This window comes from Marinobacter sp. LQ44 (genome assembly GCF_001447155.2).
Taxonomy (GTDB): domain Bacteria; phylum Pseudomonadota; class Gammaproteobacteria; order Pseudomonadales; family Oleiphilaceae; genus Marinobacter.
The window spans coordinates 3,894,148-3,910,682 of record NZ_CP014754.1 but is presented as its reverse complement, the minus strand read 5'-3'; the positions used below and the strand labels follow the sequence as shown (position 1 = coordinate 3,910,682).

Sequence of the window (16,535 nt, the reverse complement as noted above, 5' to 3'; positions counted from 1 at the left end):
AGCCACTTACCGGGCGGGGGAATTCAGCACATCCAGTACCTCTTCCAGCTCGGTGATCATTTGCCGGATCAGCTGCTTGTACTGGGAGGTGTCGTCTTTGACTTCCGAGCTGCTCAGCTTCTGCTTGGCACCACCGATGGTGTAGCCCTGATCGTACAACAGGCTGCGGATCTGGCGAATGGTGATAACGTCTGCACGCTGGTAATAACGGCGGTTACCCCGGCGCTTTACCGGCGACAACTGCGGAAACTCCTGTTCCCAGTACCGCAGTACATGGGCCTTCACCGCACACAGATCGGCTACTTCACCAATGGTGAAATAGCGCTTCCCCGGAATGGCGGGGAGTTCGTTGTTATGACTCGGTTCCAGCATACGTTTCTACTTTTTGCTTGAGTTTCTGGCCTGGCCGGAAAGTCACGACACGCCTGGCACTGATAGGAATTTCCTCACCCGTTTTCGGGTTCCTTCCCGGCCGCTGCTTCTTGTCCCTGAGGTCGAAGTTGCCGAATCCCGACAACTTCACCTGCTCGTTGTGGCTGAGTGCGCCTCTGATTTCGTCGAAGAAGGCTTCTACCATTTCCTTGGCCTCACGCTTGTTAAGACCTAACTCCTCGTACAAGCGCTCTGCCATGTCCGCTTTCGTCAAAGCCGCCATTTCTCAACTCCTCAGTGTTGCCCCCAGCTCTTCTTTCAAGGCATCAATCACGCCGTTGAAGAGCGAATGCACTTCATCTTCATTGAGCGTGCGTTCGGGATGCTGCCAGAACAAGCTGAGTGCCAGGCTTCGGTTGCCTTCACCCAGGCTTTCGCCTTCATAGACATCAAACACACGCAACGCCGTAAGGTGTTCACCGGCATGCCTCCTGGCCACATGCTCAACCTGGGCGAACGCCACATCGCTCCCAATAACAATAGCCAAATCCCGCCGAACTTCCGGAAATTTTGAAATATCTTTGAAATTAGGCACATATCCGGTAACGATCGAGTTCAAGAATAGCTCAAACATCAGGATCGTGCCATTAAGTTCAAGATTTTTCTGAGCTTGTGGGTGCAACGTGCCCAACCAGCCCACATGCTCACCGTCACGCAACAATTCAGCGGTCTGGCCCGGGTGAAGCGCCGGATGCTGGCTGGCGATGAACTGAATCTCTATACCCAGCAAACGGAACAGGCTTTCCAACTCTCCTTTTACATCAAAGAAGTCCGCGGTTCTGCGACCGTTTACCCAGTTTTCCGGTGCCTGATTGCCCACCACCACACCGGCCAGCATCGGCTGCTGGTCGATCTCACCATCATTTTTCTCAAACCTGAGACCGGTTTCAAACAGACGGATGCGGGGCTGCTGGCGGTTCTGGTTGTGCACCACCGTCTTCAACAGGCCGCTCCACAGGGTGGTACGCATCACTGACAAATCCGCCGAAATCGGATTGGCCAGAGCAATGCCTTCCCGCTCTGGGTCGATCAGCTGTTGTATCTTCGGATCAACAAAGCTGTAGGTAACTGCTTCATGGTAGCCCTGCGCCACGAAGAAGTTGCGAATGGCCGACAACGGCCGTACCGCCTCTTCTCTCGCCCGCAAGCCAAGGGAGCCCGTTGGCTCGGTCACCGGCAGGTTGTTGTAACCGAAGATACGACCGACTTCCTCGATCAGGTCTTCTTCGATGGAAATGTCCGGGCGGAAGCTGGGTACACTGATGCGCCAGCCGTCTTTCAGTAACTTGTCGATATGCAGACCAAGACGAGACAGGATTTCTTCCACCGTGGTGCGGTCAATCGCCAGGCCCAGCACATCGGCCAGGCGCTTTTCCCTCAGATCGATCACTCTCGCTTTCGGCAAGTGCTCCTGGCTAGCCACTTCCACGATTTCTCCGGGCTCCCCACCAACAATGTCCATCAGCAGGCGCGTTGCCCGCTCCATGGCATCGCGAGCCAGCTGGTAATCGACACCGCGCTCAAAACGGTGGGAGGCATCGGTGTGCAAACCATATTCGCGGGCCTTACCCGCCAGGGTAATGGGATCGAAATAGGCCGACTCCAGCACCAGGTCCCGGGTTTTCGGGCTCACCCCGGAGTGTTCCCCACCCATAACGCCGGCAATGGCAATCGGCTTCTGGTGATCCGCAATCAGGAGGGTTTCCGGAGTCAGATCAACTTCCTGACCATCCAGCAGCACCAGTTTTTCGCCGGCCTTGGCCATGCGCACAATGATGCCTCCACTGATCTCGTCACGGTCGAAGGCATGCATGGGCTGGCCAAGCTCCAGCATCACGTAATTGGTGACATCCACTGCGGCATCAATGGACCGGATACCGGAACGGCGCAGCTTTTCCTGCATCCACAAGGGAGTTTCCGCCTGCAGGTTTACGTTACGCAGAACGCGCCCCAGGTAACGGGGGCAACCTTCCGGCGCCTCTACGCGGATATCCGGCACTTCCGAATGTGCCGCTTCCACCGGGGCAATCTCTGGTGCCTCTACCAGCAGGCTGTTCAGAACACCCACTTCCCGGGCCAACCCCTTGATGGACAAGCAATCACTGCGGTTTGGAGTGAGGTCAACGTCAATGGCGATGTCGTTGAGCCTCAGGTAATCCGCTACGTCCTGACCAACCGGCGCATCAGCAGGCAATTCCATAAGGCCATCGTGATTATCAGACAGCGCCAGTTCGGATTCGGAGCAGAGCATGCCTTCGGAAGGCTGGCCACGCAGCTTGGCCTTCTTGATTTTGAAGTTACCGGGCAACACCGCACCAACCACCGCGAACGGTACTTTCAGGCCGGCGCGCACATTGGGAGCGCCACAAACCACCTGAACGGTATTGGTACCGTCACTCACCTGACACACACGCAGCTTGTCAGCATCCGGGTGTGGTTCGGCGGAAATCACCTCGCCAACCACCACACCGCTGAACTCCCCGGCCACCGGCTCAAAGCCGTCCACTTCCAGCCCGGCCATAGTGATCTGGTCCATCAATTCCTGGGACCCCAGGTTCGGGTTAACCCACTCGCGCAGCCACTGTTCACTGAATTTCATCGTTCTTGCCTTGTCCTGATGCGGTTTATGCGGTTGATTCTGAGCTCTGCGTACGTCGTCCTGCCCTTGGGCTTACCGGAACTGACGCAGGAAACGCAGGTCGTTTTCGAAGAACATGCGCAAATCTTTCACGCCGTAGCGGAGCATGGCCAGGCGTTCAACGCCCAGACCAAACGCAAAGCCACGATATTCTTCGGCATCAATACCGCAATGCTCGAACACTTTCGGGTGCACCATGCCGCAGCCCATCACTTCCAGCCACTTGATGCTGCCGTCCGCTTCCCGGCCCCACTCGATATCCACCTCGGCGGAGGGCTCGGTGAACGGGAAATACGACGGACGAAAACGTACTTTAAGATCACGCTCGAAGAACACCCGCAGGAATTCTTCCACCGTGCTTTTCAGATCCGCAAAGCTGACGTTCTTCTCAACCAGCAACCCCTCTACCTGGTGGAACATGGGGGTGTGAGTCATATCCGAATCGCAGCGGTAAACGCGGCCCGGGCAGATCATCCGGAATGGCGGCTTGCCGGCTTCCATGGTGCGGATCTGAACCGGGGAGGTATGGGTCCGCAGCAGGGTACCGGGATTGAAATAGAAGGTATCGTGCATGGCACGGGCCGGGTGGTGCCCGGGAATGTTGAGGGCCTCGAAGTTATGGTAGTCGTCTTCGATTTCCGGCCCCTGCTCCACGCTGTAACCGGCGCGGGCAAAAATTTCCTCAATACGCTGCAGGGTGCGGGTGACCGGGTGCAAGCCCCCCAGGTCCTGGCCGCGCCCGGGCAAGGTCACATCAATGGATTCGCTGGCCAGCTTCGCCTCTATGGCGGCTGTCTCAAGGTCTGCCCGGCGCGCATTGATAGCCTGCTCAACCTGCCCCTTGGCTTCATTGATCTTCTGGCCGGCGGCAGGACGCTCCTCCGCAGAGAGTTTGCCCAGAGTTTTCGCCTGCTGGGTGATCACCCCCTTCTTGCCGAGGTATTCCACGCGAATTTGATCAAGTGCCTGAAGGTCGTTCGCGTTTTCTACCGCGTTCAACCCGTCCTGAACCAGTTGCTCCAGGTTTTCCATTGACCCTGCTCCAAACCAGAAATGGGGTAGGTTAAAACAAAAATAGGGGAAGAGCGTGCCCTTCCCCTATCAGAGGGCGCATTCACGATGACATGAAGCACCCGGATCGATCAGTAATCGATGAAAGAGCTTAAGCGATCACAGGGATGCTTTGGCCTTCTCAACCACAGCGGCAAACGCCTGCTGCTCGTTCATGGCCAGATCAGCCAGAACCTTACGATCGATTTCAACATTCGCCTTCTTCAGGCCAGCGATCAGACGGCTGTACGACAGGCCGTTTGCACGGGCGCCAGCGTTGATACGGGCAATCCACAGAGCGCGGAAAGCGCGCTTACGGTTGCGACGGTCACGGTAGGCGTACTGACCAGCCTTGATAACCGCCTGCTTGGCAACGCGGAATACACGACTACGAGCGCCGTAGTAACCCTTGGCCTGCTTGAGAATCTTCTTGTGACGACGACGTGCTACCACGCCACGCTTTACACGAGCCATACTTTAATCCTTCTACCTTTACTTTCTAAGGAACGTTTCGCGCGGCTGGATCAGCACGCGGTCATGCGCTTGATAGATGCAACATCCGACTTGGCGATGAGCTTGGTGCCGCGCAGCTGACGCTTACGCTTCGGGCTCTTCTTGGTCAGGATGTGACTGGTGAAGGACTGCTTGTGCTTGAAGCCGGTGGCGGTCTTCTTGAACCGCTTGGTAGCTCCGCTTTTGGTTTTCATCTTCGGCATTTTTAAAACTCCGCATTCTATTTTTAAATAAAACAAATAGTGCCCCTGAACGACAAATCCCCCGCCAAATGCGGGGGACCCATCACAGGATCAGGTTCACTTCTTTTTGCGGGGCGCGACAACCATGGTCATCTGCCGGCCTTCCATTTTCGGCCGCATCTCAACCTGGGCTATTTCGGCCACATCTTCCTCAATCCGCTGCATGAGCTTCATACCAATTTCCTGGTGTGCCATCTCACGTCCACGGAACCGGATTGTGATCTTGCCGCGGTCCCCGTTCTCAAGGAAACGTACCAGGTTGCGTAGTTTGACCTGATAATCCCCTTCTTCCGTTCCTGGTCGGAACTTCAGCTCTTTGACCTGCGTCTGCTTCTGCTTTTTCTTGGCAGCCGCCTTGGCCTTTTTCTCTTCAAAAATTTTCTTGCCGTAGTCCATTATCTTACAGACGATCGGATCGGAATCCGTAACCTGCACCAGATCAAGGGTGGCTTCTTCCGCCATGCGGATCGCGTCCTCGATGGGTACTATCCCGACCTGATTGCCTTCGGCATCAATCAGACGGACTTCAGTTGCGTCAATGTTCTCATTGATAGGCGCTTTTGGAGTACGCCCACCCCGATTCGTTCGCTGTTTAATAATCAGATCTCCGTTTGGTTTCTGCCTTTTCGGTCGACGTCGGCTGCAAGCAGCTGTTCAAACTCGTCGACAGACATGGTGCCCAGATCTTCACCTTTGCGAGTTCTTACTGCAACGGCGTTGTTCTCGATTTCTTTATCGCCAACAACGATCAGGTAGGGAACCTTGTTAAGAGTATGCTCGCGGATTTTAAAGCCGATCTTCTCGTTTCTCAAGTCAGCATTAACCCGATAGCCCAAAGAATCCCACTTTTTGGCCAGATTCTGACAATAATCACGCTGGTTATCGGTAATATTCAGCACCGCAACCTGTGTCGGAGCAAGCCACGTGGGGAATGCGCCTTCGTATTCTTCGATCAGTATACCGATAAACCGCTCAAAAGACCCGAGCACTGCCCGGTGCAGCATAACCGGGGTTTTCCTCTCGGAGTTATCGGCCACATATTGGGCACCCAGGCGGCCCGGCATTGAGAAATCTACCTGAATGGTACCACACTGCCACACCCGGCCGAGACAGTCCTTCAGGGAATACTCAATTTTAGGGCCATAGAAGGCACCCTCGCCCGGCAACAACTCCCAATCAACCCCCTCGCGGTTCAGGGCTTCTTCAAGGGCAGCCTCCGCCTTGTCCCAGACCTCGTCCGAACCTACGCGCTTTTCCGGGCGGGTAGACAGCTTGTACAGAATCTCGTTAAAGCCGAAGTCTGTATACACTTCGTGCAGCATTTTCATGAACGCCGACACTTCTTCCTGGATGGCGTCTTCTTCACAGAAAATGTGTGCGTCGTCCTGGGTAAAACCGCGCACGCGCATCAGGCCATGCAGGGCACCAGAGGCCTCGTTACGATGGCACGAGCCGAACTCGGCAAGGCGCAGCGGCAAGTCCTTGTAACTCTTCAGGCCCTGGTTGAACACCTGCACGTGGCAGGGGCAGTTCATGGGTTTGATAGCATAGTCGTGCTTCTCGGACTCGGTGGTAAACATACCGTCCTTGAATTTGTCCCAATGCCCGGACTTCTCCCACAAGGTACGGGACACCACCTGCGGGGTCTTGATTTCCTTGTAGCCATGCTGGTGCTGCTTGGCCCGCATGTACTGCTCAACTTCCTGGTACAGGGACCAGCCATCCGGATGCCAGAACACCATGCCGGGAGCTTCTTCCTGCATGTGGAACAGGCCCAGCTTCTTGCCAATCTTTCGGTGATCCCGCTTTTCAGCCTCTTCCAGGCGATGCAGATAGGTTTTCAGGTCTTTCTTGTTACCCCAGGCAGTGCCGTAGATGCGCTGCAACTGCTCATTGCTGGTATCGCCACGCCAATAGGCGCCGGCTACCTTGGTCAGCTTGAAGGCCTTGAGCTTGCCGGTGCTGGGCACATGGGGGCCACGGCACAAATCGATGAAATCACCCTGACGATAGAACGAGAGGTCTTCCTCACCCGGAATATCCTCGATGATGCGAACCTTGTACTCCTCGCCCATCTCCTTGAACAGCTTGATCGCTTCGTCCCGGGACATAATGGAACGGGATACCGGCAGATCCTGCTTGGCAAGTTCTTCCATACGCTTTTCGATGCGCGCCAGGTCTTCGTTGGTAAACGGACGCTCGTATTTGAAGTCGTAGTAGAAACCGTTCTCGATCACCGGCCCGATGGTTACCTGGGCACCGGGAAACAGATCTTGTACCGCCATGGCCATCAGGTGAGCGGTAGAATGGCGGATAACATCCACGCCCTCTTCATCACGTTCCGTTACGATGGCCAGCTCGCTGTCGTTCTCGATCAGGAAACTGGTGTCGACCAGCTTGCCATTCACTTTTCCGGCCAGGGCGGCTTTCGCCAGGCCTGCGCCGATATCGGCGGCAACGTCGTGAACGGTTACGGGCTCGGCAAAACTGCGATGACTGCCATCGGGCAGAGTAATAACGGGCATGATGCTCTCCTGTGGTTTCTCAGCGGTGATCTATACCAAAGATCACATGGTGGCCGGGCTCCGTGATACAAACCACGGGCCGGTTTGAGGGCGAGTCTAACAGAAAAAAAACCGGCAGCAACGCCGGTTTTTTACTAAGTGCCATGAGCTTTACGCCGTTTGAGGTGATGCGTCCTCCCTGGCTTTGCGCTTATGCTGGCCAAACGCCACCAATCCAAGCAACAACAGCGCGGGAATATACATCAATTCCCTCGGTGGCCGGTCGAGCTTTGCCTGAACTGCTTCGATATTCCAGCCAAACTCAATACCAGCATCTTCCGCAGCGCTGCCAAAATCGACAAAATTCACCGCCAGCACGCTCCCCTGATCGGACACGTCCAAACCGACGGCTGAGAGCCGCTCCTCCGCTGACCCACCAGCCGGAATATCGAGCTGAACATAAGTGGTCACGTCACTGCCATCCAGCCCCATGCCCGATACCCGGAAAACCGCTGTATCATCAACCGGCACCGTCTCAACGTACTCCATAATCGCACTGCCCTGCCGCTCTTCATAAGGCGGATAGATCATGTCCCACCAGAACCCGGGCCGGAACAAGGTGAAGGTAATCAACAGCAACAGCAGGCTTTCCCACTTGTAGCTGCGGGTAAACCAGAAACCCTGTGTCGCGGCGGAGAACACGAGCATGGCCGTTACCGCGCTGGCCACGGTAATCAGCAGGTCGACCCACCCGGTCAGGCCGATCAACAACAGCTGGGTGTTGAAGATAAACATGAACGGCAGGATCGCCGTGCGGATATCGTAGGTAAAGCCCTGAATACCCGTGCGAATAGGGTCCGCGCCAGAGATAGCGGCCGCCGCGTAGGCGGCCAGACCCACGGGCGGCGTATCATCCGCCAGTATCCCGAAATAGAACACAAACAGGTGAACCGCAATAAGCGGCACGAGCAAGCCATTCTGGGCGCCGAGGGTAACGATGACCGGCGCCATCAGTGTCGATACCACGATGTAATTAGCCGTGGTGGGCAAGCCCATCCCCAGTATCAGGCTGATCACTGCGGTGAAGATGAGCATTAACAGCAGATTCCCCCCGGAAAGGAACTCTACAAACTCTGTCATCACCAACCCGATACCGGTGAGGGTTACTGTGCCAACCACGATGCCAGCGGTGGCCGTGGCAACACCAATGCCCACCATGTTGCGAGCGCCGGTGGCCAAAGAATGCGCCAGATCAACAAAGCCACTGGCAAACTCACGGAGCACCTGGCCGCGGCTGCGGAAAAGTGTTTTCAGCGGGCGCTGTGTTATCACGATAAAGATCATGAACAGGGTCGCCCAGAATGCAGACAACTGCGGCGAAAAGCGCTCTACGGTTAGGCACCAGACAAGCACCACCACAGGCAGGAGATAATAAAGGCCGGTTTTGACGGTAGGGCCCACCTCAGGCAATGCGCCCATCGCCTTTTCGGGATCATCCACTTCCAGCTCGGGAAACCGGGTGGCATAGCCAACCAAACCCACATAGACCGCAACAAGCAGCGGGCCAAGCACCCAGGGCGCCGCCTCGCCAAGAACATCCTTGGTCCAGCCCACACCATAGTAAACCGCAAAGGTGAGCACAATCAGGCCGATCAGAATCACCACCCAATTCAGCATTCGCTGTGCCAGGGAGAGACGGTTCGGCCGCTCCATGCCTTCCATCTTCAGCTTGCAAGCTTCAAGGTGAACAATGTAAATCAATGCCACGTAGGAAATCAGAGCCGGCAGAATGGCGTGCTTGATCACTTCCAGGTATGAAATGCCCACATACTCAACCATCAAAAACGCGGCAGCGCCCATGATAGGCGGTGTGAGCTGCCCGTTGGTGGATGCGGCAACCTCAACAGCACCGGCCTTGGTAGCCGGAAAGCCAACACGCTTCATGAGCGGAATGGTAAACGTGCCGGTGGTAACCACATTGGCAATGGAAGAACCAGAGATAACGCCGCTCAGACCACTGGACACTACAGCGGCCTTTGCGGGCCCGCCACGCATATGACCAAGCATGGCGTAAGCCACTTTGATGAAATAATTGCCGGCTCCGGCGCGCTCAAGCAACGCACCAAAAAGCACGAAGAGAAACACAAAACTGGTGGATACACCCAGCGCCACCCCGAACACCCCCTCGGTGCCCAGCCATTGATGGGACGCCAGTTTATTGAGGCTGACCCCTTTGTGGGCGATGACGTCCGGCATATAGGGGCCGGCCAGGGAATAGGTGATAAATACCGCCGCAACGATGGTTAACGGTAGCCCCAGGGCCCGACGTGTCGCTTCCAGCAGCAGCACCAGGCCGCCAAGCGCAACCCAGAGATCCGTGGTAATCGGAGCGCCCGGTCGAGTAGCAAGTTCGTTATAGAAGACAAATAGATAAGAAGCAGAGAAAGCGGCCGCAAGTGCCAACACCCAATCGTAGATCGGGACTTTGTTGGCATGCACTCCTTTGATCATGGGAAATGCTGAAAAGGCCAGGAAAACCGCAAAGGCCAGATGAATGGAGCGGGCTTCCGTGGAATTGAAAATACCGAAGTTCAGAATGAACGGCAGCGGTGATGCAATCCAGAGCTGAAACAAAGACCAGCAAAGCGGGACGATAAACAGGATAACAGAAGCCGGTCCGGTGAGAGCCCTGCCTCCGGTTTCTGTCTGCAACAGCTGATCGACCTTGGCGGCGTCAACACCCGCCCCGGTACCGGGGTCGTTCTTCGCCATAGAATGTACCTGTGATGGGAGATAACCTGGTTGGAATCAGCAGAGCGGGCCGGACGCCCGCCCTGCCGGCGACGGGCCGGATCAGTCGATCAGGCCAGCCTCACGATAGTACTTGGCGGCACCCGGGTGCAGAGGCGCACTCAGGGCGTCAGAGACCATCTCTTCCTTCTTCAGGTTACCGAACGCAGGATGCAGGCGCTTGAAGCTGTCAAAGTTCTCAAAGACCGCTTTAACCACTTCATAAACCACATCGTCTGCCACATCGGTTGACGACACAAAGGTTGCTGCCACACCGAAAGTGGTTACGTCCTGGTCAGACCCACGGTACATTCCACCCGGAATAACGGCTTTCCGGTAGTACGGATTGTCGTCGATCAGCTTCTTGCTGGCGGCATTGTCCACGTTTACCAAAACACTGTCACAGGAGGTGGTGGCTTCCTTGATGGCACCGGAGGGGTGGCCAACGGTGTAGAAGAAAGCATCAATGTTGCCATCACACAGAGCCTGGGACTGCTCCGCCGCCTTGATTTCCGCCGCCAGGGCAAACTTGTCCATACCCCAGCCCATTTCGTCCATCAGAACTTCAGCGGTTGCGCGTTGGCCGGAACCCGGGTTGCCCACGGATACCCGCTTGCCCTCCAGGTCTTCAAAGTTCTTGATGCCAGAGCCCTTGCTCGCTACCACGGTGAACGGCTCCGGATGCAGTGAGAAAACAGCCCGCAACTTCTCGTTCTTGCCGGCGTCTTCAAACTGGCTGGTGCCGTTGTATGCGTGGAACTGCCAGTCGGACTGGGCCACCGCCAGATCAAGCTCACCCCCGCGAATGGCGTTCAGGTTGTACACGGAACCACCGGTGCTCTCGACAGAGCAGCGAATACCGTGTGCTTTCCTATCCATGTTCACCAGCCGGCAGATGGCGCCACCAGCGGGATAGTACACACCGGTCACGCCGCCTGTGCCGATGGTCACGAAGCGCTGTTCCTGGGCGGAAACGGCTGTCGATGCGGCCCCGAGGCTCACGGCGGCAGCAACGGCAAACGCGGACGCTTTGAGTTTTAGTGTCATGTGTGCTCTTCCTTCTTTTCTTGGTCTTTATTGTCAGTTGCCCGTCTCAAAGTGCGGGCAAACATCCCGGTCGTTTAAGAACATAGACCACTTCGGGCCATAAATAAAGAGTGCATTAGCTCGCTAACCGCCTGACCCAGCAACAAAAAAGCCCGCGAGTGCGGGCTTTTTTGCAGTTCCGGCGATTATTTCGCCGCTCTTGCCTTGGCAAGCATTTTGTCCGGGCGCAACAGGAAGCGCGCCAGTGCGGGCAGAAGCCAAATGGCGCCCACCATGTTCCAGAGGAACATGAAGAACAGCAGGAAGCCCATATCCGCCTGGAACTTGATCGGCGAGAAGATCCAGGTCACCACACCAATACCCAGAGTCACACCGGTAAAGATAACCGCCTTACCGGTTGAGCGCAGGGTCTCGTAGTAGGCGTCCTGGAGTGTCTTGCCTTCCAGCAGGAACTTCTCCAGCTTGCTGTAGATGTAGATACCGTAGTCGACACCGATACCTACCCCCAATGCGATCACCGGCAGAGTCGCCACTTTGATACCGATACCCGAGACCGCCATGATTGCCTCACACAGGATGGAGGTCAGGCCCAGCGGAATCACGATACACGCCACCGCGCGGATCGACCGGAAGGTCAGGAAACACAGCAAGCTCACCACGCTGTAAACCAGCAGCAACATGATGTCTTTGGCATTAGCAATAACTTCGTTGGTAGCGGCCTCAATACCGGCGTTACCTGCGGCGAGCAGGAAAGTGTGCTCGTCGTTATTGAAGTTATCGGCAAACTCCTCAACACGGTCAACCACGGTCTGCAGGGTTTCCGCCTTGTGGTCTTCCAGGAACACCAGCACCGGCGTCAGGTCACAGGTGGTGTTGATCAGGCCTGCCGGGGCCTCACGAATAGAAGCGTTGATGATGGTCTGGTTACGGGAGATCTCGTACCACTTCCAGCTACCCTCGTTCAGCGCCTTGGTCACCATCTTGGAAACATCCGCCAGGGAAGCAGAGCTCTGCACGCCCGGAGTGTTCTGCAGCTCCCACTGCAGGCGATCCATCGCGCGCAATACGTTGTACTGGGTGCACTGCTCTTCCTGGGTTTTCACCATCACCACCAGAACGTCAGCACTGGTGGAGTAGTTGTTGATGATGAAGGAGTTATCCTTGTTGTAGCGGGAATCCGGGCGCAGCTCCGGCGCACCTTCGTCCAGGTCACCAACCTTGAGGTCCTGCTTGTAGTAAAGACCCAGACCAAGACCAATCACCGCAATCAGCAGGGAAATCGGCGCAACGCCTGGATGGGAGAAGTACGACATGACCCGCCATTTGCGATCCTGTTTTTCCCCGTGATTCTGCACATGCCGGACACCGCCCTTGGAGATGCCGATGTAAGACATAATCAGTACGTGCAGCACCAGGTTGGTGATGATCACGAACGCCACACCCAGACCGGCCGCAATGGCCAGGTCACGGATAACGTCAATTTCGATAAACACCAGGGTCAGGAAGCCGAAGGCATCGGAAATCAGCGCCAGCATGCCCGGAATATACAGGGCCCGGAACGCAAGCCTGGCCGAGGTGATGGCATCAAAGCCTTTACCTGCCTCGACGGCCATGGCGTTGACGATCTGCACGCCGTGACTGATACCGATCGCGAAGACCAGGAACGGAACCAGCACCGAGTATGGGTCCAGCCCGTAACCCAGCAGCTTGAGGGTACCAAGCTGCCAGACCACCGCAATGATCGATGTGAACACCGGCACCAGGGTGCCTGCGATACAACGGGAGTACCAGAACAACAGCAGCGTGGTCAGCAGGATGGTGATCCCCGCAAACCAGGCAATGGAGGCAATACCCTCAATCAGATCACCCACTTTCTTGGCGAAACCGACAATGTGGATATTGATGTTAGGATTTTCCGCTCCGTACTTATCGCGAATCTTTTCTTCGAGCTGGCGTGAGAACTCACCATAATCCAGCGCTTCTCCGGTTTCCGGGTTCTTCTCGTACAGTGGCGCGTAAACGATGGAGGAACGGAAGTTATCGGAAATCAGGCGCCCTACTTCGTTGGAACGCAGGATGTTCTGGCGCAACTGCTCCAGGCTTTCACGAGAACCGTCGTAGCCGTCAGGAATGACCGTGCCACCCTGAAAGCCCTGCTCTGTTACCTCTACCCAGCGTACGTTGGAGGTCCACAGCGACTTGAGGCCGGAACGGTCTACCCCATTCAGGTAAAACACCTCGTCAGTAATCTGCCGCAGGGTTTCCATGTACTCAGCGGTAAAGATATCGCCTTCTTCCACGGCCACCGCAATCCGGACAAAGTTACCGAGGTTCTCCAGATCGTCCCGGTGTTCGAGCATATTGACGATGTAAGGATGCTCAAGCGGAATCATCCGCTCGAAACTCGCATCTGGCTGGATCTTGACGGCGTTATAGCCAAGGAACAGCGTCAGAATGAAAAACGCAACCAGGATCGGTGCCCGGTTATTGAAAATCAGCCGCTCGAGAAACGGCTCCGCCTTTGGCGTTGTCAGGTAATGTTCACCCCTGTCGTGCATCGGGTTAGACATTAAAAAGCCCCTCTATCCATTAATCTGTTGATGCCACACCAGGGCGTTAATTCGGATTCCGGCCACGAGCGTCGGTGAACTTGACACCGCCCTCGCCAACCAGAAGAAGATTGGTTCCTTGCAGGGGAACAACGGCCATCACACCTTCCCGATCGTTCCGGAAGTACACCCGGAAGCTCTCGCCGCCATTGGTACTCATAAGCACGGCGCCACCATTGCCCACCAGGGTAATCCTGCCGTCGTCTGCAACCGCACCGTTATTAATGGTTGCGCCGCCCTCGTTGGGAACCACTGTCCAGCTGCGGCCAAGGTCGGTCGAGCGGAAGGTGTTGCCCCGCAGACCAAACGTCAAGACTTCGTTAACCTGGCCAGTTCCCATAACCCCAAACAAAGATCCCTCATAGGGGCTTTCACGGCGTTCCCAGGTATCGCCACCGTCCACGGACACATGGATCTGCCCGGCTTCACCAACTGCTACCAGGGCACCACCGGTAACCTGGGTGATGCTGTTAATATGAAAACTCTGTGGGTTATCCAGATTCGGCGCCCAGTCTTCCCAGGTTTCACCGCCGTCCTGGGTTCTCAGGATCATGCCGTAAGCACCAACCACAAAACCGTGGCTGTCATCTTCAAACCAGACATCCAGGAACGGGTTAACCGGCCCGACATCCATATCCGCCTGCATGTTCTCCAGGGTGAAAAAGAGATCATCCAGCGCCCATTCAAGGTCCGTCTTTTCGTCTTCAGGTGCCTGCTCAATCTGCTCCTCGAGTTCGGCAATCTGCGCTTGTTTGCTCTCTATGGCCAATTCGGCTGCCTGGATGCCATCAAGCTGCAAGGTCCAGTTCTCGCCACCATCCGAGGAGTGCAGTACCACCCCACTATGGCCAACCGCCCAGCCGTGCTGCTCGGTGCCAAAGTCCACAGCATTGAGTGTCACGGAAACCGGCACGGCGCCCTGCACCCAGGTACGCCCCTCATCATCCGAGAAGATCACGTGCCCACGCTCTCCAACAGCAACAATCCGCTCGCCGGCACGGGTTGCGTCGTTCAGCAACGATTCCGGCGCCAGCAGTGTCGGGCGGGCAGGAGTTTCAAGAATATCTGGCACCGCAAATGCCGCGGGGGCTGCCAGTACCATGGAGAACCCCAGACAGGCAGACCCCAGTGTCTCGCATATGAACCTATTAGCCATTCAAATTGCCTTTACGTTGATTGTATCTTGTTGCGTTATCCCTGAGCCTCGCAGCAGCACAAACAAACCGGCAGCCATGAGGCCGCCGGTATCTCTGGTACCACTACTGCCACTCCGGGATAAGACTGTGCGCCGAGTCCTTAGCGTACACTCCGCCGGCGCAGCGAGGCCGGTGAGAAATAACGTTTATTCGGTACGTCGTCGGTAAACACCCGAGTACCGGATTCTTCCGTATCCAGACCCAGCACGTGGTAACGGCGAGCCTGAAGGTCGTGGTATACGTCCAGCACTGTCCACACGCCGGGCAGCTCATAATAGTTCTTGGGGATGCCCATGGTCACACGCCACAGCTCTCCACGACCGTCGTACTGGTCCAGCAGCACGGTATTCCAGCTGTCCGCATCCACATAGAAACGACGCTTGCCGTAAATGTGCCGCTCGCCCTCCTTGAGGGTAGCCTCTACCACGTGCACGCGGTGCAGCTCCCAGCGGGTCAGATCAGGATTCAGGTGGGAAATACCCAGAACCTCGGAATACGGTGTGCCTCTTTCGCCAATCCGGTAGTTGTTATAAGGGATGTATATTTCCCTAATACCCTCGTAGTTCCAGTTGTAGCGATCCATGGCACCGTTAAAAATATCGGTGTCATCCGCGGTGCGCAGGTTATCAGCCGCCGCGATCGGGGAATCGTACCCGAGGTTCGGTGCACGGCGAACCCGCCGCTGGCCAGCATTGTAGCCCCAACCATTACGCGGGTTGATAATCTGGTTGAGTGTCTCGTGAATCAGAATAGCACCGCCGGCCAGTCGGGGCGGAGACTGGGTGAACGAGAGGTAGTAGAAAATGACGTTGTCGAGATCGGCCTCGCTGCCTTCCGGGTTGTAGAAGTTAAAAAAGGCTTCCTGCTGCGAGGTCACCAGACCATAATCACCGTTGGTCTGAACCGCCACTTCACTGGAACGACGGGTCACGGAAACACCGCGCCAGCGGGTCAGATGGTTCCAGACCACCTGCCAGGCCTTTTCTTCATCCGTACCGTGCAGGATTGGGAACGGGTAGCCGCCAAACGCCCCACTCAACCCCTCGGCCTGTCCGACGATTTCCGCGTTGACTGCGTTCTTGCGGGTATTCTCGGCAACCCAGTCGGGCACGGCATGGGTGCGGCGCGACTGGTACACCGGAATACGGAAAGTAGTTGGGTAGGTACGGAGCATGGCCCTGACGCCATCGGTCAGGTACTCATCGTACTGTTCCATATTGGAGGCGGTAATAGTGAACAACACCTCATCATCCGGGAACGGGTTGATGTGGTGCTGCCCACTGCCTTCATAACCAGCCGGGGGCTCTGTCAGCCCGCCAGTCCAGGCAGGAATGGTACCAGCTTCATTGCCAGCCTTGATGGACCCGAAGGGCGTCAGGTCCTGACCGAGGCGGCTTGCCTCAGCGGCAGACACAGCGGCGTGAACCGGCGCAGCTGCAAACGAAAGCGCAAGCAGCCCGCCAAAAAATGCGTTCTTGTTGTATCTCATTGTGCAACCTTAAATCCGTCTGGGA

General features: G+C 56.3%; 13 protein-coding genes. All 13 read right to left on the bottom strand.

Features of this window, described 5'->3' with window-relative positions; genetic code table 11:
• Positions 1–6 precede the first annotated feature (6 nt).
• The gene (locus ASQ50_RS17905; RefSeq protein ID WP_058093133.1) at positions 7–372 is read right to left on the bottom strand and encodes a MerR family transcriptional regulator; all 366 of its coding nucleotides are present in this window, start codon (positions 370–372) and stop codon (positions 7–9) included.
• Entirely contained in the window at positions 353–655 is a 303-nt protein-coding gene (ihfA, locus tag ASQ50_RS17900) for an integration host factor subunit alpha (protein WP_022989370.1), read from the bottom strand. The genes ASQ50_RS17905 and ihfA overlap by 20 nt, the downstream gene beginning before the upstream one ends.
• A 3-nt stretch (positions 656–658) precedes the next feature.
• The gene (gene pheT / locus ASQ50_RS17895) at positions 659–3,031 is read right to left on the bottom strand and encodes a phenylalanine--tRNA ligase subunit beta (protein ID WP_058093132.1); all 2,373 of its coding nucleotides are present in this window, start codon (positions 3,029–3,031) and stop codon (positions 659–661) included.
• A 72-nt stretch (positions 3,032–3,103) separates the two neighbouring features.
• Positions 3,104–4,102 (bottom strand): phenylalanine--tRNA ligase subunit alpha, encoded by a 999-nt coding sequence (pheS, locus tag ASQ50_RS17890; RefSeq protein WP_058093131.1) that lies wholly within the window; start codon positions 4,100–4,102, stop codon positions 3,104–3,106.
• Between the two features lie 138 nt (positions 4,103–4,240).
• Entirely contained in the window at positions 4,241–4,594 is a 354-nt protein-coding gene (rplT, locus tag ASQ50_RS17885) for a 50S ribosomal protein L20 (protein ID WP_022989373.1), read from the bottom strand.
• Positions 4,595–4,644: 50 nt separating this feature from the next.
• Positions 4,645–4,836, bottom strand: a complete 192-nt coding sequence (gene rpmI, locus ASQ50_RS17880) for a 50S ribosomal protein L35 (RefSeq protein WP_007151842.1) — start codon at positions 4,834–4,836, stop codon at positions 4,645–4,647.
• Between the two features lie 96 nt (positions 4,837–4,932).
• On the bottom strand, positions 4,933–5,478 hold the full coding sequence (gene infC / locus ASQ50_RS20690; RefSeq protein WP_076657253.1) for a translation initiation factor IF-3: 546 nt from the start codon (positions 5,476–5,478) through the stop codon (positions 4,933–4,935).
• Positions 5,475–7,400, bottom strand: a complete 1,926-nt coding sequence (thrS, locus tag ASQ50_RS17870) for a threonine--tRNA ligase (protein WP_058093130.1) — start codon at positions 7,398–7,400, stop codon at positions 5,475–5,477. Before thrS ends, infC begins: the two co-directional genes overlap by 4 nt.
• Before the next feature lie 150 nt (positions 7,401–7,550).
• Complete coding sequence (locus ASQ50_RS17865; RefSeq protein WP_058093129.1) at positions 7,551–10,151, bottom strand: TRAP transporter permease; 2,601 nt, start codon at positions 10,149–10,151, stop codon at positions 7,551–7,553.
• Between the two features lie 81 nt (positions 10,152–10,232).
• On the bottom strand, positions 10,233–11,216 hold the full coding sequence (locus ASQ50_RS17860) for a TAXI family TRAP transporter solute-binding subunit (protein WP_058093128.1): 984 nt from the start codon (positions 11,214–11,216) through the stop codon (positions 10,233–10,235).
• Positions 11,217–11,401: 185 nt separating this feature from the next.
• The gene (locus ASQ50_RS17855) at positions 11,402–13,786 is read right to left on the bottom strand and encodes an efflux RND transporter permease subunit (protein WP_058093127.1); all 2,385 of its coding nucleotides are present in this window, start codon (positions 13,784–13,786) and stop codon (positions 11,402–11,404) included.
• 46 nt (positions 13,787–13,832) lie between these two features.
• Entirely contained in the window at positions 13,833–14,981 is a 1,149-nt protein-coding gene (locus ASQ50_RS17850; RefSeq protein ID WP_227513203.1) for a WD40/YVTN/BNR-like repeat-containing protein, read from the bottom strand.
• Positions 14,982–15,121: 140 nt separating this feature from the next.
• Entirely contained in the window at positions 15,122–16,510 is a 1,389-nt protein-coding gene (locus ASQ50_RS17845; protein ID WP_058093126.1) for a DUF1329 domain-containing protein, read from the bottom strand.
• Positions 16,511–16,535 lie beyond the last annotated feature (25 nt).